Annotated in this window: 15 protein-coding genes; 13 read left to right on the top strand and 2 right to left on the bottom strand. The window is 43.2% G+C overall.

The genetic code is table 11. The annotated features are described in order from the left end of the window. Window position 1 precedes the first annotated feature (1 nt). The 7 genes from nusA to NQ505_RS03400 all read left to right on the top strand — a co-directional run bounded on the left by nusA (window position 2) and on the right by NQ505_RS03400 (window position 10,069). Window positions 2-1,285, top strand: a complete 1,284-nt coding sequence (gene nusA, locus NQ505_RS03430) for a transcription termination factor NusA (RefSeq protein WP_008998156.1) — start codon at window positions 2-4, stop codon at window positions 1,283-1,285. A gap of 104 nt (window positions 1,286-1,389) precedes the next feature. Beyond that, window positions 1,390-4,491 (top strand): translation initiation factor IF-2, encoded by a 3,102-nt coding sequence (infB, locus tag NQ505_RS03425; RefSeq protein ID WP_122136467.1) that lies wholly within the window; start codon window positions 1,390-1,392, stop codon window positions 4,489-4,491. A 187-nt stretch (window positions 4,492-4,678) separates the two neighbouring features. Further along, entirely contained in the window at window positions 4,679-5,206 is a 528-nt protein-coding gene (locus NQ505_RS03420) for a CvpA family protein (protein ID WP_032853322.1), read from the top strand. A 1-nt stretch (window position 5,207) separates the two neighbouring features. Beyond that, window positions 5,208-6,686, top strand: coding sequence for a Fe-S cluster assembly protein SufB (gene sufB, locus NQ505_RS03415; RefSeq protein ID WP_004307399.1), 1,479 nt, complete (start codon window positions 5,208-5,210; stop codon window positions 6,684-6,686). Between the two features lie 42 nt (window positions 6,687-6,728). Beyond that, on the top strand, window positions 6,729-7,481 hold the full coding sequence (gene sufC, locus NQ505_RS03410; RefSeq protein ID WP_004298251.1) for a Fe-S cluster assembly ATPase SufC: 753 nt from the start codon (window positions 6,729-6,731) through the stop codon (window positions 7,479-7,481). A 13-nt stretch (window positions 7,482-7,494) separates the two neighbouring features. Further along, window positions 7,495-8,838, top strand: coding sequence for a Fe-S cluster assembly protein SufD (gene sufD / locus NQ505_RS03405; RefSeq protein WP_032853272.1), 1,344 nt, complete (start codon window positions 7,495-7,497; stop codon window positions 8,836-8,838). A gap of 19 nt (window positions 8,839-8,857) precedes the next feature. Next, the gene (locus NQ505_RS03400) at window positions 8,858-10,069 is read left to right on the top strand and encodes an aminotransferase class V-fold PLP-dependent enzyme (protein WP_032853320.1); all 1,212 of its coding nucleotides are present in this window, start codon (window positions 8,858-8,860) and stop codon (window positions 10,067-10,069) included. Between the two features lie 375 nt (window positions 10,070-10,444). On the opposite strand, the gene NQ505_RS03395 is transcribed toward NQ505_RS03400, so the two are convergent. Both NQ505_RS03395 and NQ505_RS03390 read right to left on the bottom strand, forming a co-directional pair. Then, entirely contained in the window at window positions 10,445-12,634 is a 2,190-nt protein-coding gene (locus tag NQ505_RS03395) for an alpha-galactosidase (protein WP_008998151.1), read from the bottom strand. An 82-nt stretch (window positions 12,635-12,716) separates the two neighbouring features. Continuing rightward, a complete protein-coding gene (locus tag NQ505_RS03390; protein WP_008998150.1) occupies window positions 12,717-15,086 on the bottom strand; it encodes a TonB-dependent receptor in 2,370 nt (789 codons plus the stop codon). A gap of 242 nt (window positions 15,087-15,328) precedes the next feature. On the opposite strand from NQ505_RS03390, the gene NQ505_RS03385 reads away from it, so the two are divergent. From NQ505_RS03385 to NQ505_RS03360, 6 genes are all read left to right on the top strand, one after another. After that, the gene (locus tag NQ505_RS03385; RefSeq protein WP_008998149.1) at window positions 15,329-18,157 is read left to right on the top strand and encodes a two-component regulator propeller domain-containing protein; all 2,829 of its coding nucleotides are present in this window, start codon (window positions 15,329-15,331) and stop codon (window positions 18,155-18,157) included. A gap of 865 nt (window positions 18,158-19,022) precedes the next feature. Continuing rightward, complete coding sequence (locus NQ505_RS03380) at window positions 19,023-21,227, top strand: sodium-translocating pyrophosphatase (protein WP_008998147.1); 2,205 nt, start codon at window positions 19,023-19,025, stop codon at window positions 21,225-21,227. A gap of 89 nt (window positions 21,228-21,316) precedes the next feature. Continuing rightward, entirely contained in the window at window positions 21,317-21,919 is a 603-nt protein-coding gene (locus tag NQ505_RS03375; RefSeq protein WP_008998146.1) for a ribonuclease HII, read from the top strand. Between the two features lie 180 nt (window positions 21,920-22,099). Continuing rightward, window positions 22,100-23,635, top strand: coding sequence for a DUF5723 family protein (locus tag NQ505_RS03370; RefSeq protein ID WP_008998145.1), 1,536 nt, complete (start codon window positions 22,100-22,102; stop codon window positions 23,633-23,635). 262 nt (window positions 23,636-23,897) lie between these two features. Then, window positions 23,898-24,512: an RNA polymerase sigma-70 factor gene (locus NQ505_RS03365; RefSeq protein WP_008998144.1), complete on the top strand. Its 615-nt coding sequence runs from the start codon at window positions 23,898-23,900 to the stop codon at window positions 24,510-24,512. Next, window positions 24,509-25,498 (top strand): FecR family protein, encoded by a 990-nt coding sequence (locus tag NQ505_RS03360; protein ID WP_008998143.1) that lies wholly within the window; start codon window positions 24,509-24,511, stop codon window positions 25,496-25,498. Before NQ505_RS03365 ends, NQ505_RS03360 begins: the two co-directional genes overlap by 4 nt. The last annotated feature ends 86 nt before the right edge of the window (window positions 25,499-25,584 follow it).

The raw sequence follows: 25,584 nt of genomic DNA, 5'->3' as shown, positions 1-25,584 counted from the left end.
TATGGCCAAAAAAGAAGAAACAATCAGCTTGATTGATACATTTTCGGAATTTAAGGAACTGAAGAATATCGATAGAACGACGATGGTTAGCGTACTCGAAGAGTCGTTCCGTAGCGTAATCGCGAAAATGTTTGGCACCGATGAAAATTACGACGTGATCGTGAACCCGGACAAGGGTGACTTCGAGATATGGCGTAACCGTGAAGTTGTGGCCGATGAAGATTTGACTAACCCGAATATGCAGATTTCGTTGAGCGAAGCACAGAAAATTGATGCTTCTTACGAAGAAGGTGAAGAGGTGACTGACGAGGTGATCTTTGCCAAGTTCGGACGTCGTGCGATCCTGAATCTTCGCCAGACACTGGCTTCCAAGATTCTGGAACTCGAAAAAGACAGTATTTATAATAAATATATAGATAAGGTAGGTACTATCATCAATGCAGAAGTATATCAGATCTGGAAAAAAGAGATGTTGCTTTTAGACGATGAAGGAAACGAATTGCTGTTACCTAAGACCGAACAAATCCCGAGCGACTTTTATCGTAAAGGTGAAACGGCCCGTGCAGTAGTTGCCCGCGTGGATAACAAGAATAATAATCCTAAGATTATCTTGTCACGTACTTCTCCCGTTTTCCTGCAACGCCTGTTCGAGATGGAAGTACCCGAAATTAATGATGGTTTGATTACCATCAAGAAGATTGCCCGTATCCCCGGCGAACGTGCCAAGATCGCGGTGGAATCTTACGATGACAGAATCGACCCTGTAGGAGCCTGTGTAGGTGTAAAGGGAAGTCGTATTCATGGCATTGTTCGTGAACTTCGCAATGAGAACATCGACGTAATCAATTACACATCGAACATCTCATTGTTTATACAGCGCGCTTTAAGCCCGGCTAAGATTTCTTCTATTCGTCTGAACGAGGAAGAGAAGAAAGCAGAGGTATTCCTCAAACCGGAAGAAGTTTCGCTGGCTATCGGTAAAGGCGGTTTGAATATCAAACTGGCCAGTATGTTAACTGAGTACACTATCGACGTGTTCCGTGAGTTGGATGAGAATGTAGCTGACGAAGATATCTATCTCGACGAGTTCAGAGACGAAATCGACGGATGGGTGATCGACGCTATCAAAGCTATCGGCATCGATACAGCGAAGGCTGTGTTGAATGCTCCTCGTGAGATGTTGATTGAAAAGACGGACTTGGAAGAAGAGACAGTGGACGAGGTAATACGCATTTTGAAATCGGAGTTTGAAGAAGAAGATCCTTCAATTGAAAATAAAGATTGAAATTAAAGATTAAAAGTTGCGATACAATATAATGTAGCAGACTTTTATTTCTTAATTCTCAATTTTCAATTAAACAAGCTCCATTTATTCATTAATTTTAAAATATGACGATAAGGTTAAACAAAGTTACAAGAGATTTGAACGTAGGAATCGCGACGGTAGTTGAGTTCCTGCAAAAGAAAGGGCATACCGTTGAGGCTAATCCTAATACTAAAATTAGCGAGGAGCAATACGCTATACTCGTAAAGGAGTTTAGTACAGATAAGAACCTTAGACTTGAATCGGAGCGTTTCATACAGGAACGTCAGAATAAGGAACGTAATAAGGCGTCGGTATCGATTGAGGGCTTCGAAAAGCAGCCCGAAAAACCGAAGTCGGAAGATGTGATTAAGACAGTCGTACCTGAGGATGCACGTCCGAAGTTTAAACCTGTCGGAAAAATAGATTTGGATAAATTGAACGGTCGTAAACCTGAAAAGGTAGAGAAAGAACCGGAACAGAAACAGGAAGAACCGGTTGTGGAACGGCCTGTCGTTAAACCTGAAGTGAAAAAGGAGCCCGAGAAGAGAGAACCCGAGGTGAAGAAGGAAGAGGTGGTGACACCTCCTGTTTCTGTAGTAGAGCCTACTCCAGTGGTGGTTGAACCCGTAGTAGTGCCGGAACCTGTAGTGGAGACGAAGCCGGTAGAAGTTGAAAAAGTAGTAGAAGAAGTGAAAAAAGAAGAGCCGAAGGTAGTAGTAGCTGCACCTGTGAAGGCGGAAGAACATAAAGAAGAAGAAAAGGTGGAAACTGCACAGGCTGAAGTAACCCCGGTAGCGGAAAAGGCTCCGGAGGATGATGGTGTTTTCAAAATCCGTCAACCGGAATTAGGCGCGAAGATTAATGTGATCGGTCAGATCGACTTGGCTGCATTAAATCAGTCTACTCGTCCCAAGAAGAAATCGAAGGAAGAGAAACGTCGCGAACGTGAAGAAAAGGAAAAAATCCGTCAGGATCAGAAGAAGTTGATGAAGGAAGCTATCATCAAGGAAATCCGTAAGGATGATTCTAAATTGGCCAAGAGCGGACCTAAGGACAGTGCGGAAGCGGCTGCTAACAAGAAGAAACGTAACCGTATCAATAAAGAGAAGGTGGACGTTAACAATGTTGCAACTTCCAACTTTGCTGCTCCAAGACCTAATGTACAGGGTAAAGGCGGCAATAGTAACGGTCAGGGTGGCCAGGCCAACGGACAGGGAAATAACAACAGAAGAAATAACAATAACAATAAAGATCGCTTCAAGAAGCCGGTTATCAAACAGGAAGTGAGCGAGGAAGACGTAGCAAAACAGGTAAAAGAAACCCTTGCACGTCTGACGACCAAAGGTAAGAATAAAACGTCCAAATACCGTAAAGAGAAACGTGAAATGGCTTCCAACCGTATGCAGGAACTGGAAGATCAGGAAATGGCAGACAGCAAGGTATTGAAGTTGACCGAGTTCGTTACGGCTAACGAATTGGCAACGATGATGGATGTTTCTGTTAACCAGGTTATCGCTACTTGTATGAGTATTGGTATCATGGTTTCCATCAACCAGCGTTTGGATGCTGAAACCATCAATCTGGTGGCTGAAGAATTCGGATTCAAGACTGAATATGTAAGTGCGGAAGTGGCACAAGCTATCGTTGAAGAAGAAGATGCTCCGGAAGATTTGCAACCGCGCGCTCCGATTGTAACGGTGATGGGACACGTTGACCACGGTAAGACTTCTTTGCTCGACTATATCCGTAAGGCGAATGTAATTGCCGGTGAGGCCGGAGGTATTACCCAGCATATCGGTGCTTATAACGTGCAACTGGAAGACGGTCGTCGTATTACGTTCCTCGATACTCCGGGTCACGAAGCGTTTACCGCTATGCGTGCACGTGGTGCCAAAGTAACGGATATTGCTATCATTATTGTGGCTGCCGATGATAACGTGATGCCACAGACGAAGGAAGCGATCAATCACGCGATGGCTGCCGGTGTACCTATTGTATTTGCAATCAATAAGGTAGATAAACCGACTGCAAATCCGGATAAGATTAAAGAAGAACTGGCTGCAATGAATTACCTTGTTGAAGAATGGGGTGGTAAATATCAGTCACAAGATATCTCTGCCAAGAAAGGTATGGGTGTGGAAGACTTGCTGGAAAAAGTATTGCTCGAAGCAGAAATGCTCGACTTGAAAGCAAATCCGGACCGTAATGCTACGGGTTCCATCATCGAATCTTCACTGGATAAGGGACGTGGATATGTAGCTACTGTATTGGTATCTAACGGTACTTTGAAAGTAGGAGACATCGTATTGGCGGGAACCAGCTACGGACGTGTGAAGGCTATGTTCAACGAACGTAACCAACGCGTCAAGGAAGCAGGACCTTCCGAACCGGCGTTGATTCTGGGATTGAATGGTGCTCCTGCTGCAGGTGACACATTCCATGTAGTCGAAAGCGATCAGGAAGCTCGTGAGATCACTAATAAACGTGAGCAGCTGGCTCGTGAACAAGGTTTGCGTACGCAGAAGATCCTTACATTGGATGAATTGGGTCGTCGTATTGCTTTGGGTAACTTCCAGGAATTGAATATCATCGTTAAGGGTGACGTGGATGGTTCTGTGGAAGCGTTGAGCGATTCGTTGATTAAGTTGTCTACGGAACAAATTCAGGTAAATGTTATCCATAAGGGTGTGGGAGCAATTTCTGAATCTGATGTTTCTCTGGCTGCTGCTTCGGATGCGATTATTGTCGGATTCCAGGTACGTCCTTCGGGTGCTGCCGGTAAGATGGCCGACCAAGAGGGTGTTGACATCCGTAAGTATTCTGTCATCTACGATGCAATCGAAGAGGTAAAGGCTGCTATGGAAGGTATGTTGGCTCCGGAAGTAAAGGAACAGATTACTGCAACCATCGAAATCCGCGAAGTATTCAATATTACGAAAGTCGGTCTTGTAGCCGGAGCAATGGTGAAGACCGGAAAGGTGAAACGCAGCGACAAGGCTCGTTTGATCCGCGATGGTATCGTAATTTTTACCGGAAACATCAACGCATTGAAACGTTTCAAGGACGATGTGAAGGAAGTAGGTACAAACTTCGAGTGTGGTATCAGTCTGGTGAACTGCAACGACATGAAGGTAGGCGATATGATCGAGACATTCGAAGAAATAGAAGTGAAACAGACGCTGTAAATATAGTAAGGTTATAAGTGTATTATAATGTTATAATATAGCAGAGGTCATGATATGATAAAAAGGTGGTAATGTGGTACTGTTTGCAGAACACCACCTTACCACCTTATTTTTTATCATTCGGTACCTTCTCATTATAATTACCTTATATACGACTTATTGGTTTATAGCTTATAACATCATAAATGTGGCAACGATTGATATAATTATCCTTATTGTAATAGGCGCCGGAGCGATTGTAGGTTTTGTAAAAGGCTTCATTCGTCAGTTGGCTTCTATTTTGGGGTTGATAGTCGGCCTGTTGGCAGCGAAAGCTCTGTATGCCTCTTTGGCGGAAAAGCTTTGCCCGACGGTGACGGATTCAATGACAGTTGCGCAAGTGTTGGCTTTTATCATGATCTGGATTGCCGTACCATTGATCTTTGTATTGATTGCCTCGCTATTGACAAAAGCAATGCAGGCTATTTCGTTGAACTGGCTGAATCGCTGGTTAGGAAGTGGGCTGGGAGCACTTAAGTTTCTGTTGTTAACGAGTGTAGTGATTGGTGCGATAGAGTTTGTGGACAGCGATAATAAGTTAATTAGTGCAACAAAAAAGGAAGAATCTTTGTTATATTATCCGATGGAAACGTTTGCGGGGATCTTTTTCCCTGCTGCGAAGAATATGACGCAACAATATATATTAGAGAATAAAGATGCAACAAGAACCCAATAAAATGAAACCCAATCAGAAAGACGAACTTGAAAAGAAGACTGATAATGAGTTTGTCCGGAAATTTGCGGAGGAGAAATATAAATACGGCTTCACCACAGAGGTGCATACGGACATCATTGAGCGTGGACTTAATGAAGATGTCATTCGTCTGATTTCATCGAAAAAGGACGAACCGGAGTGGTTGCTGGAGTTTCGACTGAAAGCGTATCGCCATTGGCTGACGCTGGAAATGCCTACCTGGGCACATCTCCGTATCCCTGAAATTGATTATCAGGCGATTTCTTATTATGCCGATCCGACAAAGAAGAAAGAAGGACCGAAGAGCATGGAGGAAGTCGATCCTGAACTGATAAAGACGTTTAATAAACTGGGAATTCCATTGGAAGAGCAAATGGCTCTTAGTGGAATGGCAGTGGATGCCGTTATGGACTCTGTTTCCGTAAAGACTACCTTCAAGGAAACACTGATGGAGAAAGGAATTATATTCTGCTCGTTCAGTGAAGCCGTGCGGGAGCATCCGGATCTGGTGAAGAAATATATGGGCTCGGTAGTAGGTTATCGGGACAATTTCTTTGCAGCGTTGAATTCCGCAGTGTTCTCTGACGGCTCTTTCGTGTATATTCCGAAAGGAGTACGTTGCCCGATGGAGCTTTCCACTTATTTCCGTATCAATGCCCGTAACACGGGACAGTTTGAGCGTACGCTGATTGTAGCGGATGATGATTCGTATGTTTCTTATCTGGAAGGATGTACGGCTCCGATGCGGGATGAGAATCAGCTGCATGCCGCTATCGTTGAGATCATTGTGCACGACCGTGCAGAAGTAAAATACAGTACCGTTCAGAACTGGTATCCGGGAGATGCAGAAGGCAAGGGCGGTGTATACAACTTTGTGACTAAACGCGGTAACTGTAAAGGAGTGGACAGTAAATTATCCTGGACACAAGTGGAAACCGGTTCGGCAATCACCTGGAAATATCCTTCCTGTATCCTGACGGGCGATAACTCGACTGCTGAATTCTATTCTGTAGCTGTAACGAACAACTATCAGCAGGCAGATACCGGAACGAAGATGATTCATCTGGGTAAGAACACTCGTAGTACGATTGTAAGTAAAGGTATTTCTGCCGGACATAGTGAGAACTCCTATCGTGGGTTGGTACGCGTGGCCGAGAAAGCGGATAATGCCCGTAATTATAGCCAGTGTGACTCTCTGTTGCTGGGAGATAAGTGTGGTGCACATACCTTCCCGTATATGGATATTCACAATGAGACGGCAGTGGTAGAGCATGAAGCTACGACAAGCAAGATTAGTGAAGACCAGATATTTTATTGCAACCAGCGCGGTATTCCGACAGAAGATGCTATCGGACTTATTGTGAACGGATATGCAAAGGAAGTGTTGAATAAACTTCCGATGGAATTTGCGGTAGAAGCACAGAAGCTGCTTACCATCTCATTGGAAGGAAGCGTGGGGTGATGTTGACTTTTTAATAGTAAATCGTAAAATCGTAAATATATCATGTTAGAAATAAAAGACCTGCATGCCAGCATTAATGGCAAAGAGATATTGAAAGGTATTAACCTGACGGTGAATCCCGGTGAGGTGCACGCTATTATGGGACCGAATGGTTCCGGTAAAAGTACGCTTTCCTCCGTATTGGTGGGTAATCCGGCTTTTGAGGTAACAAAAGGTTCGGTCACTTTTTATGGAAAGGATCTGTTGGAGTTGAGCCCCGAAGATCGTAGCCATGAAGGAATCTTCCTTAGTTTCCAGTATCCGGTAGAAATTCCGGGTGTGAGCATGGTGAACTTTATGCGTGCTGCTGTGAATGAACAACGTAAATATAAAGGTCTGCCTGCACTGACCGCCAGTGAGTTTCTGAAGCTGATGCGTGAGAAACGTGCGGTGGTGGAGTTGGATAATAAACTGGCTAACCGTTCGGTGAATGAAGGCTTTTCCGGTGGTGAGAAGAAACGGAACGAGATTTTTCAGATGGCTATGCTGGAACCGCGTTTGAGCATTCTCGACGAGACAGACTCCGGTTTGGATATTGATGCGCTCCGTATTGTTGCGGAAGGAGTGAACAAGCTGAAAACTCCTGAAACAAGTACAATCGTTATTACCCACTACCAACGTTTGCTCGATTATATCAAGCCTGATATTGTGCATGTCCTTTATAAAGGTCGTATCGTAAAAACTGCCGGACCGGAACTTGCCCTGGAACTGGAAGAAAAAGGATACGATTGGATTAAGAAAGAAGTAGGAGAATGACAAATATAAAACTATGATGGTTGAACAACAATATATAGAACTTTTCTCACAGACGGAAGCGATGATCTGCAAGCATAGTGCCGAAGTGCTGAATGCGCCTCGTGCATCAGCATTTGCCGATTTTGAGCGACTCGGATTTCCGACCCGTAAGATGGAGAAGTACAAATATACGGATGTAAGCAAGTACTTTGAGCCGGATTTCGGTTTGAACTTGAATCGTTTGGCTATTCCGGTCAATCCGTATGAAGTGTTTAAGTGTGATGTGCCGAATATGAGTACCTCCTTGTATTTTGTGGTAAATGACACATTTTATAATAGAGCACTTCCCACAGGAAATCTGCCGGAAGGTGTGATTTTCGGTAGCCTGAAAGAAGTGGCCGAGCAACACCCGGAGTTGGTGAAGAAGTATTACGGTCAACTGGCAGATACCTCTAAAGATGGTGTGACTGCTTTCAATACCGCTTTTGCACAAGATGGCGTTGTCTTTTATGTGCCGAAGAATGTGGTGGTGGAAAAAACAATCCAGTTGGTAAATATCCTGCGTGCAGATGTTAACTTTATGGTGAACCGTCGCGTACTGATTATCCTGGAGGATGGCGCGCAAGCCCGTTTGCTGATTTGTGACCATGCAATGGATAATGTGAACTTCCTGGCGACACAAGTTATTGAAGTATTTGCTGGTGAGAATGCGATATTCGATATGTATGAACTGGAAGAAACACATACAAGCACAGTTCGTATCAGTAACCTGTATGTAAAGCAAGAGGCCAACAGCAATGTATTGCTCAACGGAATGACTTTGCATAATGGTACTACCCGCAACACGACCGAAGTGTTGCTGGCAGGAGAAGGATCCGAAATAAACCTTTGTGGTATGGCGATTGCCGATAAAAACCAGCACGTAGACAATCATACAAGTATTGACCATGCCGTACCGAACTGTACCAGCAATGAGCTGTTCAAGTATGTGCTCGACGACCAGTCGGTAGGTGCGTTTGCCGGATTGGTACTCGTGCGTCCCGATGCACAACATACGAATTCCCAACAGACTAACCGGAATCTTTGTGCTACGCGTGATGCAAGAATGTATACACAACCTCAATTGGAGATTTATGCGGATGATGTGAAATGTTCGCATGGAGCAACAGTAGGCCAGTTGGATGAAGGCGCATTATTCTACATGCGTTCGCGCGGTATTGCAGAGAAAGAAGCCCGTCTGCTGTTGATGTTCGCATTTGTCAACGAAGTGATCGATACCATTCGTTTGGAAGCGCTGAAAGATCGTTTGCATCTATTGGTAGAGAAACGTTTCCGTGGCGAGTTGAATAGATGTCAGGGTTGTGCCATTTGTAAGTAACCACTAAAAAATAATGAACGTGGATATTCAAAAGATACGTGAAGATTTTCCGATATTGAGCCGTACGGTTTACGGTAAACCTTTGGTTTATTTCGACAACGGTGCGACAACACAGAAACCCCGTCTGGTGGTTGATGCGTTGGTGGATGAATATTATTCCGTCAATGCCAATGTGCATCGCGGCGTACATTATCTTTCCCAACAAGCTACAGAACTGCATGAAGCTTCCCGTGAAACGGTACGTGAGTTTATCAATGCCCGTAGCACGAATGAAGTTGTCTTTACACGCGGAACAACAGAAAGTATCAATCTGCTTGTTTCCAGCTTCGGCGACGAGTTTATGGAAGAAGGGGATGAAGTGATTGTTTCCGTGATGGAGCATCATAGCAACATCGTTCCCTGGCAACTGTTGGCTGCCCGTAAAGGAATTGCCATAAAAGTCATCCCGATGAATGATAAAGGCGAACTTCTGCTGGATGAATATGAAAAACTATTTTCCGAACGTACGAAAATAGTCAGCGTAGTTCATGTATCGAACGTACTGGGTACAGTGAATCCGGTGAAGGAGATGATCGCAACAGCTCATGCGCATGGTGTACCTTGCCTGATAGATGCTGCACAGTCTATTCCTCACATGAAAGTGGATGTACAGGAGTTGGATGCCGATTTTTTGGTATTCTCCGCCCATAAGATATATGGTCCGACAGGTGTCGGAGTGCTTTATGGAAAAGAAGAATGGTTAGATCGCCTTCCACCTTATCAGGGAGGAGGAGAGATGATTCAGCATGTCTCTTTCGAGAAGACCACTTTTAATGAACTTCCTTTCAAGTTTGAAGCCGGTACGCCCGACTATATCGGAACTACCGGACTGGCAAAAGCCCTTGATTATGTGAACGGGCACGGCATTGAACAGATAGCCGCCCATGAGCATGAACTGACAACTTACGCTTTGCAACGTCTGAAAGAAATCCCCCATATACGTATATTCGGTGAAGCAGCCGAACGGGGAGCGGTCATTTCCTTCCTGGTGGGAGATATCCATCATTTCGACCTCGGCACGTTGCTGGATCGTCTAGGTATTGCCGTGAGAACGGGGCATCATTGTGCACAACCTCTCATGCAACGTCTTGGCATAGAAGGAACGGTACGTGCTTCGTTTGCCATGTACAATACCAAATCGGAAATAGACACTTTGGTGGCAGGAATTGACCGTGTCAGCAAGATGTTTTAAAGATATGAGCTGCTATTCCTGTGGAGTAGCGGCTTTTTTTATTCTTTAACTAAAAAAAGAGGGCCTCGAGTGCAGTGATTTGAGCTTTCGTGCGTCTAATAGGTAAAGAAACAAAATGTTCATTGAATATCAGGAGGGTCGTGAGACCATGCTTATATTATATAAATTCTCTCTCTTTAACATTAATGCAGCTATATCGTAAAAAGTTACGGTGTAGCTGCAACTTTTTTAGGGACTTCCCCGTCTAATAGAATAGTTGTAACCATTGAAACAGCTGTTGCGATTGAAGATGAATTGAATATTATTGTATGTAAAAAGAAAGGGGAAACGCTGATAACAGCGAATCCCCTTTTTTATTGATTATTTCCTTCCTTGTTATTCAGCAGTCAGCTCAATTACGCGGCTGAAAGTCTGATTTGTTGTGAAAGCATTGATTCCCACTTTCATCAGATAATCTCCTGAATAAGTTTTCTCATTGGCAGCCAGATTCGATTTGGAATTCGGCATCAGGTTGATTTCTTTCACCTTATACATTTTCTTCGCATCCAGTCCCTGAAGTTTTACCGGGAGCAGTTTCTCACCGAAACGTGGGTGGATATCGTAGGTATAAAGCACAGCTTTGTTCTTATCCGGTGAGGCATACATGAGAGACATGTGATTGCCATCGTAGGGAGAAACCAATCTGTATTGATCGCCGTCCAGAATCACTTTTTTCAGACGCGTCCAGTTGGCAACTGCGTTCTGGCAGTAAGTCTGTTCGTCTGCATTCAGTTCCTTCAGTCCAAGGTCAAAGCCCAGTTTGCACATACTTGCCACATCCGTACGGAACTTCACGCTTGTATTCTTGTTCCAGCTGGTTACGTGTGCACACATGGCTTTTGCCGGGAAGATTTGTGAGAATCCCCACTGGATAAACAGACGTTCTATCGGATCTGTGTTGTCGCTGCACCAGAATTCTGTGTAATATTTCAGAGCTTCGTAGTCGCAACGGGCGCCACCGCCGGAGCAGAGCATCATTGGCACGTTCGGATATTTGTCTTTGATACGTTTCAATACATTGTATATACCACGTACATGGTCGATATAAAGCTGTCCCTGTTTATTTTTTAAATATGGAGAATAAACATTTGTAATTGGAGAGTTACAGTCCCATTTAAAGAAAGCCACTTCCGGATTCTCTGTCAGGATCTTATCCACTACACCATATACAAAGTCCTGTACTTTCGGATTGCTAAGATCGAGTACCAGCTGATTACGGTAATAATATGTTTCGCGGTTAGGCAGTTGGATAGCCCAGTCGGGATGCTTTTCGAACAACTCACTTTTAGGGTTAACCATTTCCGGTTCAATCCAGATACCAAATTTCACTCCGGCTTCTTTGGCAGACTGTACAAGGGCAGGAATACCGCCCGGCAGTTTGGATCTCATCACTTCCCAGTCACCCAGTCCGGCATTGTCACTGTTGCGTGGATGCTTGTTGCCAAACCAGCCGTCATCCAGCAGGAACATATCTACACCAAGGTGTTTAGCTTCCTTCATCAGTTCGGCAAGCAGTTCCTCATTGAATTTGAAGTAAGTATTTTCCCAGTTGTTTAATAAAGTCATACGGTCGCCTTGTCCGTCTTTCAGCTGATAGTTGCGTGCCCATGCGTGAAGGTTGCGGCTGGCTTCGCCCGTACCGTTGTTGCTGAAAGTAAAGATGAATTCAGGAGTTGTAAACACTTCATTCGGCTTCAGTTCATAATCAGATGCATAAGGATTGATGGCGGGGATTACACGGAGATTACCTACGTTGTCCACTTCGAAAGTGAACTGGAAGTTTCCTGTCCATCCGATAGTACCTAGCATGGCACGTCCCTGCGCTTCCTGTGCCGGTTGTTCAAAACCAAGCTCAAAGAACGGGTGGGTGTGCATGGCAGCACGGCTTCCCAGTTTGGTGTCGATCACCTTTTTACCGAACAACAGAGGTTGTGTGCTCATTTGTGCTTCTTTTGCCCAATCGCTGCTGAATTCTGTCAGGTAATATTCGTTTCCGGAGAAATAAAGCATGGTGGAAGCATAACGCCATAAGGTCACAGGCTTCTTTTCAGCATGTTTGATTTCGCTCCACGTCTTGATGACGTTTTCTTTCGGATAAGCGATGTAATGTAGTGTGACTTCTACCGGATACTGATTATCTTTTAGTTGAATAATCGTTTCCGTTCCGCCCGCCACTGCCTTCTGCTCGGAGGATATATAGCGGAGAATCGTACTCGGGTTCCCGTCATTGTGCGTGATAGCTACAGCCGGTTCAAAATAATCTTCGGCGCCGGAGCCCGGATATACTTCCCATCCGCGGGTGGATACGCTACCGTCACTTCCTCCTTTTACGTAAGGAGAAAAGTTGTTGATGTCTTTCTCATTCAGTAACTTATCGCCCAGATAAGCCTGATAGAGTCGTCCGTTAGGAGCTACTTGGAGAATTAAGTCTGTGTTGTCCGTTGCGATGCGGATAACGTTCTTTTCCTGGGCGTCCACTTGCGCCAGGGTAAACAATGCCATAAGTAATACGAAAAGTTTCTTCATGGTTTTTTAATAATTAATTAGGTATTAGTTAGTTTGTGGGCATAGAATGCCGCAAAGATAATTATAATTCGTTAGGAATGAACTAGAATTTAATGCTTGCGCTAAATTCTACGGTAAATGGGCGTAAATAATTTCCACTCATATAGTTGCCGGCATACTGGGCAGCTTCTTCTTTGGTAATCAGTTCCGAACCGTTGATGGTTCCGCTGGCCCCTTTCTGATTCAGGAAGTTGATGACTGTTGCCCCTAAAGAAAGATGCTTGTTTACGTTCCAGTTGATCCCCCCGAAAGTTTCCCAGCGACCGTTGAAATAGAGGGCTTCCTGGAGATTGGCGTAAGTCTTGCCGAAATAACGGAAACTAAGCCAAAGGCGTAAGTCCTTCGTGATATTATAGCTTGGGTCGAGTTCGACAAGAATCTGCGGAATCTCTTTTACGATCATCCCATTGGCGTTGACAGACATTTCCGAACCGTCGTTGAATGTGACGCTTGCATTATAGTTCTTGTAAACAGGTTTCTGATACGTGAACAGAGCGTGCAGGTGAAAACCTTTGAACGGGTCGATTTCGGCAGATGTGGTCCATCCCAGTGTTTTGATATTATAAATAAGTAATACGGTCTTTCCTTCTTCCGTTCCCGGTTTCGTCAGGTTTTGCTGGTCAATATTATTAGATTTAGAGATATAGGTAACCATAGAGGTGAGGTTGATCCACTTGTTCTTGTAGAACAAACCGCCACGGATTAACGGTATGGTGACACGTTTGTATTGCTCTTCCGTAGGACCTGTTCCGGCATATTCGTTGATACGTGGGAAGCGGGTGGCTACTGTTCCGTCGGCAGTCAGGCCGAATTGTCCGGTTACGTTGTAAGTGGCGCGGAGCGTGGCGGCATAGTTCAGTTTATCCTTTACCACTTTGGCGGGATGAATACTGCGTTGTGTGGCAATGATATTTCCTGTTTCTTCCTCTTTGCTATAAGTGGTAAAGTCGCCGATGTGGAAACCCGGGAAACGGGAAGCGGATATTTGATCGGCACTCATCCGGTAATATTCCAGGCGTCCGCCATAATAGATATTGAATTGGGGAGTTACTTGCCAGTTGTCTGTAAAGTAAAGGGCGAGTTTGTTCTCATATCCCTTTGTATATTCGGGACTAAGTTCGTTGTACCCGTATGTCTGTACGCGCTGACCGGTCAGGGTGGGGTCCAGGGAACTTGTAGTTGTGGAATTCAGCAACTGTGGATAGTTCTGTACGGTAGCCATCCATTGCAGAGAAGAGGAATAATAATCAAGATGGTAATACCATTCGTTCACTCCCAGACGCAGATTATGGCTGCCAAAGGTCTTGTTTAGCTCGGAAGTGATTAGGAAGTTTTTCACTTTGCCTACGTGCAACCAGGTGCGGCGACCTTCTGCCAGTCCCTCATACGGATCACCGTTTGATAACGTAAAACCATCATTGGCGGTTACTTCGCTGATGGTGCTGCCTCCGAAGTCGACATAGTTGGCACGTGGAGCATCCATATATTTCAGATTGAATTTCCATAGCAGATCGTTTCTGAAACGATAATCGGAGATTAATGCAATCTCATTGGCACGGTTTTCAGAACCATCGCCCAAGTTCCATGTTTTTATCTTTCCGTCTCTTACGTCCATGTATGGGAAAGAACCGTTCTGCGGAACATAAGAATTTGTTCCCAGTTTGAAACCGTCTATCTCTTTAACCGAGCCGTCGCCGACATAGATAAAAGGAGCTGCATTGGCATAGCTGGCCGGATTTTCACTGCGGGAGTGTTTGTAGAGCAAAGATATTTTGCCGCGTCCGTTGTTGAAGAGACGTGTCAGGCCGGCATGATAAATTTCTGTGCGGTCTGCATAGTTCGTAAATTTCAGGTCGAAACTTCCCGGGTCGAAGTTCTGGTAGATGCTTGCCGTGTAAAGCCATTGGTCATTGATGGCTCCTGAAACATTGAAGTCGAAGTTCTGCATACCGAAATGATTGGTGCGGTAGTTTAATATACCTTGGAAATCCTTTTGTCCCAGTTTGCTGAATGAGTTGACGGAGTAAGCAATATTACCGGTCGTGATGGCCGACTCGGAAGGAGATAAAAGTCCTACTTCTCCCAGGCTACTGTCGCTGCGCCAATGGGCGGCAAGTTTGTGAACGGTAGAGGAATATACGGCAGGAAGTCCATTCTCATAGACATTAACGTCCTCGCTGGGAAGTCCGATTTGAATTTCGCGGGGTTTGTTGGCGTCAGAAGCATTCAGCATCACATTGCGTTCGCCTTCTTCTGATTCTTTTTTAGTAGAGTTGGCAGGAATCGTATCCTGCTTCATTTCGATTCGGTTCGTCTTTTTCTTGTTCACCTGAATGTTCGCTGCATTCCCGTTGGAAGGAATCAGTTGCAACAGGGTTGCTAGAGTAAGGCAACTAAAGGTTACTTTTTTCATCACTTGTATTCATTTAAAGATTTGGAAGTTCACATCGGTTGTGTCATTTTGACGAAGGCAAAGATAGGAGGAGGAGAAACAAGTGGCTATACTCTTTTTTGTCAAGATGTGCAAGAGATGTTTCAAGTGTGCGATAGCCCTTTGCAGTGCGACATTTATTGCCATCCGTGCAACAAATGTTTCATCCTTCCTATGCATTTAGCGTAAAAAAAACTATATTTGTCGCTATCTAATATCTGTGTATGAAAAGGAAATTGCTGCTTTTTCTCCTTTCTATTTGTTTTTTCCTTCCGGATTTTGCCGCGACGGGACAGTATAACTTTATCCGTGTAGATGGAGGAAGCGGTCTTTCGAACAGTCATGTCAAGTCCATTATTCAAGATAGTTACGGTTTTATCTGGCTGGGTACGCGCAACGGTCTTAATCGTTATGACGGCGTGTCGATGAAGCTTTATAACTGCTATGACGAAACTTTGCAGCATGGCAATCAGGTCATATCCGCTCTTTTTGAGGATAATCACCGTCAATTATGGGTAGGTACGGATGATGGTGTTTATATTCAGGAACTTGCTACCGGGAAGTTTTCGTTCTTTGATGCCCGCACAGAGAACGGAGAACAAATCAGATACAACTGGATTGAAGATATTCTGGCAGATCATTCGGGAAATATCTGGGTGAATGCGCCGAATCAGGGAGTTTTCCGCTATCAGGTGGAGACGGGTAAACTGTTCCGCTATATTCCCTGTCCCAGTAAGGATAAAAGCAAGGACTTTCCGCAGTCTATCTGCGTAGATAAAGAAGGTACGGTCTGGGTGGGTACGTATGGAGCGGGAATCTACCGTTACAGTCCGGAGCAGGATAAGTTTGTGCCCTATGCAACAGAAGCACTTAAAGGGGATTTCATCTTTACTCTGTGCGATTATGGCGATGAGCTGATTGTCGGAGTGCATGAAGAGGAACTGAAACGGTTCAATAAAAAGACCGGAGAAGTGAGTATATTCCCTGCGCCCGAAGTACATCGAAAAATTATCCGCTACGCTGTTTGCTTCGGAGACGAGCTGTGGGTGGGTACGCAGAATGGCGTTTATGTGATTAATGAGAAACACAACAGTGTGCAACATATTCCTGCCGATGCCGGAGGGAAGTATGGGCTTGGAGATGCTATCGTCGATAAGATTTATCGTGATTGTGAAGGGGGAACCTGGATCTGTACGCAATTTGGAGGAGTCAGCTATCTGCCTGTACGTACGCTCGATTTTTCGGTTTATCTTCCGGGAGCGCCCGGTACAGTCAGCGGACGACGCATCAGTGAATTGGCGGAAGGAAAAGACGGAGTGGTGTGGGTCAGTACGCAGGATGGCGGTGTTTGCTACTGGAATCCGGGAACACAGACTTTCACTAAAATTCCCCAGTCGCCTGACCGTCAGAATGTATTAAGCCTGTTCGCTTCGGATGATTTGGTTGGCGCAGGTTACTTTAAAGGGGGCATCGACCTGATTGTTTCTCAAGATCAGGTTCAGACGTTCTATCCCGCACAACTTGGTATCAGTGAAGGTTCCGTGTTTGCCCTTTACCGCGATCGTGGGGGAGCAATCTGGTTGGGTGATGGCTGGAACATCTTTCGTTCGGCCGACAAAGGACGGACTTTTGAGAAAATGGAGCAATTCGGGTATGCTTATATGCGTGATATTCTCGAAGATAAATCCGGCAATATATGGGTGGCAACGATGGGCAGTGGAATATTCCGGTATCATCCGCAGACAAATCAGATGGTCAGCTATAAATGTATACCGGAGGACAGCACTTCTATCGGAACAAATGAAGTGACAGGTATTTCGGAGGATAGTAAAGGCTTTATCTGGTTTTCTACAGACCGGGGTGGATTGTTGCGTTTTAACCCCGAAACCGGAAGATTCCGGACATACACCAAAGCAAACGGGCTTCCGGACAACGTAACATATAAAGTCGTGGAAGACCGGCAACATCGTATCTGGTTCGGAACAGATCGTGGGCTGGTTTGTCTTCATCCGGAAACAGACAGCCTGCAAGTCTTCAACCGAAATGACGGGTTACCTGATAACCAGTTTAACTATAAATCGGCCTTGGCTGCCTCTGATGGTACTATTTGGATGGGAACTATCAATGGATTGGTCTCTTTTAATCCACAAATTGTCCACCCGAATACTTTTGTGCCTCCAGTCTATATCACCGGAATGTACGTGCAGGGACGTGAAACTCCTTTCACGGCGGATGGTGTGCAACTGCCTTACCGTTCTAACGTCAGCTTTGATTTTGTTGCTTTAAGTTATACCTCACCAAGTGCAAATCGTTATGCCTACAAAATGGAAGGGATAGATAATGACTGGAATTATACATCTGATGTGCATACAGCGTCTTATGCCCAGCTCCCGCCGGGAGACTACCTGTTCCGTGTGCGGGGCAGTAATAATAATGGTGTCTGGAATCAGGAAGAAGCTACTTTATCAGTGCGTATTCTTCCACCTTGGTGGCGTACAGTGTGGGCTTACCTTATCTATATCATTGTAGTGTCCGGCAGCTTTGTCTTGACTCTTCGCGCCTATCGCCGCCGGGAAGTACAAAAGATCCGTGAGCAGCAATTATTGGCAGAACTGGCGCGTGAGCGTGAATCCCATCGTACGCATGAGATGTTTATTAATCAGATCACTTACGGAGCTTGTACTCCGCAAGGGGGTGCGATGTCACGAGCTGATGAACAACTGATGTCCCAACTGATAGCCAAAGTGCGTGAGAATCTTTCCGACGCCAATTATAATGTGGAAGCATTGGCTGCAGCCATGAATATGTCCCGCTCCAGCCTGCATCGTAAGATTAAGGCGCTGACCGATCTTTCTTCACTCGACTTTATCCGTATCATCCGATTAAAACGTGCGGCAGAGCTATTGCAGGAGGGAGAATTGCGCATCAACGAAATCTCTGACAGAGTAGGTTTCCAGTCGCCTTCTTACTTCGCAAAGATATTTCAGAAGCAATTCGGAGTTACTCCTACAGAGTTTGCCCAACAAAATAAGCAGAGAATGGCAGAGGATTAGTAACTATAGACTATTATTCGTTATTTTATCATGGGGTGGTGAACAGGTTTTAGCTCCTTTCCGGCACAGAAATGAGCCGAAATATAATCTCTTAATAATCTACTATAGAATTAAAAAGTAAAAAATTGCTGTCACCTGTCACATGTTTGTATTTAAACATCTGACAGTGAATGAGTAGTGGCGTGACGGCAGCATGTGACAGCACAGTGACAGTACTTTTGCTGTCACCTCTTCTCACTCCTTCTTTTAGAAGCAAGTTCCAAGCAAGTTTCCTTTGTTTGAAACTAAAGTTTCAATAAAGAGAAACTAGAGTTTCCAGCCTTGAAACTAATGGTTTCAAGCAATTAGAACTAGAGTTTCAAGCTTATGGAACTAAAGTTCCATCCCATGAAACCAATGGTTTGAAGGTATGAAACGAATGTTTTTCCTATGGTTAAAAAATATGAAGCTATGCAGGTTGTGATTTTCAAGAAACAGAAAAGGAAGAGAAGAAAGAATCGTGGGAGAACATGTGACAGCAAAAGTACTGTCACTGTGCTGTCACATGCTGCCGTCACACCACTACTTATTCATTGTCAGAAGTTTAAATACAAACATGTGACAGATGACAGCAAATTTTCACTTTTTAATTCTCTAGTAAATGCTCGCTGGGATTATATTTCAGTTTATTTTTTTATGACTTGACTTATTTCAAAACCGTATAGAAATGAGGGAATGAAGTAAATAACTACAGTGTGCCCATTTTGTTTAAAGAGATGTATAAAAGATAGAATAATTCAGCTTTATAAATTCTTTCTTTTTTACTTGCTTATTTCATTTGATTTCCATACTTTTAGCCTCCGTAAACCCTTTAAAAATTGATCCTATGGACAACATTCTTTTCTGGCTGGTTCCAGTCGCTTCCGTGTTAGCCCTCTGCTTTGCTTATTACTTTCATAAGCAAATGATGAAAGAGAGCGAAGGTACACCCCAAATGATAAAGATAGCTGCTGCTGTGCGCAAAGGAGCTATGTCTTATCTGAAACAGCAATACAAAATAGTAGGCTGGGTATTCTTGGGGTTGGTTATTTTGTTTTCAATTATGGCCTACGGCTTTCATGTACAGAACGCATGGGTTCCCATTGCTTTTCTTACAGGCGGATTTTTCTCCGGGCTTTCCGGATTTTTAGGGATGAAGACGGCGACTTATGCGTCGGCTCGTACCGCTAATGCCGCCCGTAATTCTCTGAATGCAGGGTTGAGGATTGCTTTCCGAAGCGGCGCGGTGATGGGATTAGTTGTAGTTGGCCTGGGATTGCTCGATATATCTTTCTGGTATCTGTTGTTGAATGCAGTGATTCCTGCTGATGCGCTGACACCTACTCATAAACTCTGTGTGATTACTACTACCATGCTGACTTTCGGTATGGGTGCTTCTACACAAGCACTCTTTGCCCGTGTAGGTGGCGGTATCTATACGAAGGCAGCTGATGTTGGAGCCGACTTGGTAGGTAAAGTAGAAGCCGGAATTCCGGAAGATGACCCTCGTAATCCTGCTACTATTGCCGATAATGTAGGTGACAATGTAGGTGACGTGGCCGGTATGGGAGCCGATTTATATGAATCTTACTGTGGCTCGATTTTGGCAACAGCTGCACTGGGTGCTGCTGCTTTTATCCATTCGGCAGATACAGTGATGCAATTCAAGGCAGTTATTGCTCCGATGTTGATTGCAGCTGTTGGCATTATCCTTTCTATTATAGGGATATTCGCTGTCCGTACTAAAGAGAATGCGACCATGAAAGACTTGCTCGGTTCATTGGCTTTCGGTACGAACCTTAGTTCCGTGCTTATTGTTGCAGCTACATTCTTAATCCTGTGGCTCTTGCAACTAGATAACTGGATTTGGATTTCTTGTGCCGTAGTAGTCGGACTGGTAGTAGGTATTATCATCGGACGTTCTACGGAATATTATACTTCTCAATCTTATCGTCCTACCCAGAAACTAAGTGAAAGCGGTAAGACTGGCCCTGCTACCGTCATTATTTCCGGTATTGGTTTGGGTATGCTTTCTACAGCTATTCCTGTAGTTGCAGTAGTGATTGGTATCATTGCCTCCTATCTGTTGGCTTCCGCAGGTGATTTCGGTAATGTAGGCATGGGATTGTATGGCATCGGTATTGCAGCTGTTGGTATGCTTTCTACCTTAGGTATCACATTGGCAACGGATGCTTACGGTCCGATTGCGGATAATGCGGGAGGTAATGCGGAAATGTCTGGTCTGGGTGCTGAAGTTCGCAAACGTACTGATGCGCTCGATTCATTGGGTAACACAACTGCCGCCACAGGAAAAGGTTTTGCAATCGGTTCCGCTGCACTGACAGGTCTGGCTTTGCTGGCTTCTTATATTGAAGAAATCCGAATCGGTCTGACACGTCTTGGTAATGTGGACCTGACTTTTGCAGATGGAAGTTCTATCAGCGTAGCAAATGCCACTTTTATCGACTTCATGGATTATTACGAAGTACACTTGATGAATCCGAAAGTACTTTCGGGCATGTTCCTCGGTTCAATGATGGCTTTCCTGTTTTGTGGTTTGACAATGAATGCAGTAGGGCGTGCGGCAGGACACATGGTTGACGAAGTGCGTCGCCAGTTTCGTGACATAAAGGGTATTCTGACCGGAGAAGCCGAGCCGGATTACGAACGTTGTGTTGAAATATCGACAAAGGGTGCGCAGCGTGAGATGGTTATTCCTTCCTTGATTGCTATTGTTGCTCCGATTCTTACAGGATTTATCTTTGGCGTTCCCGGCGTACTCGGTCTGCTGATTGGTGGCTTGAGTAGTGGTTTCGTGTTGGCTATCTTTATGGCTAACGCCGGAGGTGCATGGGATAACGCAAAGAAATATGTGGAAGAAGGTAACTTTGGTGGAAAAGGCGGTGAAGTGCATAAAGCAACCGTAGTAGGAGATACAGTAGGCGATCCGTTTAAAGATACCTCCGGTCCGAGCTTGAATATTTTGATAAAGCTTATGAGCATGGTCGCCATTGTGATGGCAGGACTTACTGTTGCCTGGAGTTTATTCTAAAAAAGCAGAAGAGAAATAAGAAAAAGGAGACAAAACAAGTCTCCTTTTTTAATTTGAATTACCTTTGTATCAAAATAGAAGCGATAAATATGTTATTACCTTATTTGAACGAGAATCTGATTGAGGCCGGATGTGATGAGGCCGGTCGTGGGTGTTTGGCGGGAGCGGTATATGCTGCTGCGGTTATTCTTCCGAAGGATTTTAAGAATGAACTGTTGAATGATTCCAAACAACTGACGGAAAAGCAACGTTATGCATTACGTGAGGTAATAGAGAAAGAAGCGATTGCTTGGGCGGTTGGTATTGTGTCGCCGGAAGAAATTGATGAAATAAATATCCTGCGGGCTTCTTTTCTGGCGATGCATCGTGCAGTGGACCAGTTGTCCACCCGTCCCCAACATTTACTGATCGACGGTAATCGTTTCACTAAATACCCCGGTGTTCCCCATACTACAGTAGTGAAAGGAGACGGGAAATATCTTTCGATAGCAGCAGCTTCAATTTTAGCCAAAACATATCGAGACGATTATATGAACCGTCTTCACGAAGAATTTCCATATTATGACTGGGACCACAATAAAGGTTATCCAACTAAAAAACATCGTGCCGCCATTGCCGAACGTGGCACTACTCCTTACCATCGCATGACGTTCAATCTGTTGGGAGATGGCCAGTTGACTTTGAGCTTCTAAAGTCGCTTTGTTTCATTTTACACACATTTTCTACATTTTTTTGCAGAATAAGCACGATTTTGTTACGGATAACCGTGAAATTGTTCCGTTTAGGCTAAAAAAGTGTTGCCTAGTGCTTTTATTTGTTATTGAAATGCTATATCTTTGCGAACAATAATAAGAATTAAAAAGTTTAAAATCATGGCAACGAACAAGCTATTATGGTCTTCTAAGCTCATTGGGGTATTTTTTATTATGTTGGTTTGCACTCTTTCTGCAAATGCACAGTTTTTACGTACTTCCTATTTCATGGAAGGTACTCACTATCGTCAACAACTGAATCCGGCTTTAACACCGACTAAAGGTTACTTCAATCTTCCGGTGATCGGTGCTGTTAATGCAACGGTTGGTTCTACTTCGTTAGGCTATCAGGATATTCTTGATATTATTGATAACGGTGACGATTTCTATAAAAGCAATGATTTTATGAGCCGTCTGAAAGATAAGAATAAGCTGAATGTGAACTTCAGTACAGAAATTCTTTCTGCAGGATGGTACAAAGGCAAGAACTTTTGGTCGTTCAATATTGGCCTTCGGACAGATATTGGTGCTAACCTGACAAAATCTATGTTCCAGTTCTTACATGATATGGACGGACTTGAAACAACTTGGCAAGATCAACAATTTAATATTGGTGGTCAGCAATTGAATATACAAGCATATACAGAAGTTGGTCTTGGACTCTCTCGTCAAATAAACAACCGCTTAACAGTAGGTGCTAGAGTGAAAGCTTTATTAGGAATCGGTAATATGGAGATGAAGATTAATAAAGCATACATGAATGCAGTTCTGCCTAGTAATGCGCGTATGCAGGAGTTTGAACATATGCAGATTACTGATATTGCTCAAATAAACCAGTTGAAAAATGAAATAGGTAACTATAGAGCAGAATTGGCTGTTGGTGCTAGCTTGGAAAGTTCTTTTAAAGGATTGAACCTAGTACAAGAGGAAGGTCAAGATTATATCAGCGATTTTGATTTTGATGCTGGTGATATGGGCATTGCTGGTTATGGTTTTGGTATCGATTTGGGTGCCTCATATAAGATTATGGATAACTTGACAGTATCTGCTTCCATACTTGATTTAGGATTTATATCATGGTCAAAGGGAAGTACAAAAATTGCATCGGCTGATAGTGGAATCGATATGAAAGGTTCAGATTATGTAAACGAACTTGCAGGAATTAATCCTGCAGATCCTAATGCTTTGCAACAAGCCCAAGCTGTTATTGATGGATTTACAAATAAAGCAACAGATTATTTGAATCGTGTAAGTAATGGTGATGTACTTGACTATGATATGTTGCAACTTAGAACAGAAGATGCAAGTAAATCTCGTAAATCTCGTCTTGCTTCTACCCTAGTATTAGGTGCAGAATATGGATTCTTCAATAACAAATTAGCAGTAGGTGTATTGTCAACAACTCGTTTTGTACAGCCTGATGCTCTTACAGAATTAACATTCTCTGCAAACTACCGTCCGAAAAGCTGGTTCAATGTAGCACTTAGTTACTCAGCTATCCAGTCAGCAGGTAAATCTTTCGGTCTGGGTCTGAAATTAGGTCCTCTGTTTGTCGGAACTGACTATATGTTCTTAGGCAAGAACTCTAACTCTGTGAACGGATTCGTTGGAGTTTCTATTCCGTTGGGCGGAAGAAAAGCAAGCAAAGAAGGATAAGATATTTTAATTTCTCTCTCTAAACATTCTCTTTTAATTAATTCTCTATAGAATAAAAAACGTATAATTTACAGCCTGTCATCATAACTATATAGATAGTTTATAGATGACAGGCTGTTTTTTCTGTTGTTATTTATCATCCTGCACGCAAGGAATAGTGCTATATAACATAAAAATAAGAATGAGTATTTTAGGTAGTAAATGACTCTTTAACTATAATTGCAACGGAAAGCAATGCAAGTAAAGAACTTAAAGATAAGATATGAAAACAGAAACAGATTCTTTCTATGAAGATATATGCAAAGGTGATTTGAAAGCTTTTGAATATTTTTATAAGAAATATCAGCCCAGGTTATTTGCATATGGTGTTGGAGTACTGGGTGACGAGGAAGCTTCTAAGGATTTGGTTCAGGAGACTTTTATAGCTTTTTGGGAGAATAAGGAACGTTTGGTGACTTGCTATTCTGTATCATCTTATCTTTTTAAGATTTTTCAGAGTAAATGTCTGAATTATTTAAGAAAAAGAACACTATTGAGTGATTTCTCTAGTTTGTCGGAGTTAAAATTGAAAGAAATAGAAATGTCTTATTATAGCTCGGATAATATAGATGGAGGAACTGTTTTTATGAAGGAAGTAGAAGAGTTATATACAAAAACAATGAATGATTTACCTGATAAATGCCGTGAGATTTTTATTTTGAGTAAAGAGCAAGATGTAAAAGCGGCAGATATAGCAGATAAGTTGGGTGTTTCGGTAAGAACCGTTGAGAACCAACTATATAAAGCTATAAAAATAATGCGTCAAGCAATGAGGGAATATGCTATTCCTGTGATTTTTGTAGTATTGTCCAATTTATTAAATACTTTATCAAGATGATTTCTGATATAGATAATAGTTTACTAGTCAAGTACCTTAAGAATGAGCTTAATGAAGAAGAAAGCCAAAAGGTAATAGAATGGTTGGAACAGAATAAGGAAAACCTGGAATTTCTTTTCGGTTTGAAAGATTTATACATGCTTGGACGATGGGAGGAATTATCAAAGAAGGCCGATACAGCTCATGGTTGGGAGAAGTTGGTGGATTCTATCAAGAAACAACGTCAGTCTAAAAATGTATTTCGCACCTATTTAAAATATGCAGCGATTTTGATTGTATTCTTTTCTATGGGATATGGGTATAAAAACTATTTCCACCAACCATCACCAATGATGAATACTATAATAACAGCAGAAGGTGAAAGAACAACAGTAATACTTGATGATGGGACAAAAGTGAAATTGAATCAAAATTCAAAGTTAGTCTATCCGAGTTCTTTTGATGGGAAGAACAGGAAAGTTGCATTGAGTGGAGAGGCCTATTTTGAAGTATTTCATAATGATGAAAATCCCTTTTTAGTTGATGTAGGTATATATATAGTCAAGGTATTGGGAACGAAATTTAATGTTGAGGCTTATCCGGGTGATATTTGTTCTTATACAAGTCTGAAGGAAGGGAGAGTGCAAATACTGGAGAATGGCACAGAGGAGGTACATATTTTATCAGAACTGAAACCTGGAACTCAACTGGTTTATAATGTTCAGACAGGACAATATCAGATGAATCGGGTAAATATAGAGGAAATTGGAGATTGGATGAAAGGCCAGATTGTAGTTAAACAGAAAACCTTACTGGAATTGACGGATATTCTGAAGCAGAAATATGGCTATCATTTTGAGATACATACAGACTCGATAAGTAATATCATTTATAATATAGTATTGGAGCAAGAGTCATTAGAGGAAATTTTAAATGATATGACCATTATAACTCCTCAAGTTCATTATTCGGTACATCATGAAAGTCGAACCGTAATTTTCCGTTAACTGCTGTATGCAGGTAAATGATTTGTCCTAAACAACGGATAACTATGTTTCCTTTTTTTGATTTAGTTCTACGCATTTATAGAAAA

It is taken from the genome of Bacteroides sp. D2, from assembly GCF_025147085.1.
In the GTDB taxonomy this organism is placed as follows: Bacteria; Bacteroidota; Bacteroidia; order Bacteroidales; family Bacteroidaceae; genus Bacteroides.
This window is presented reverse-complemented; position numbering and strand designations above follow the sequence as displayed.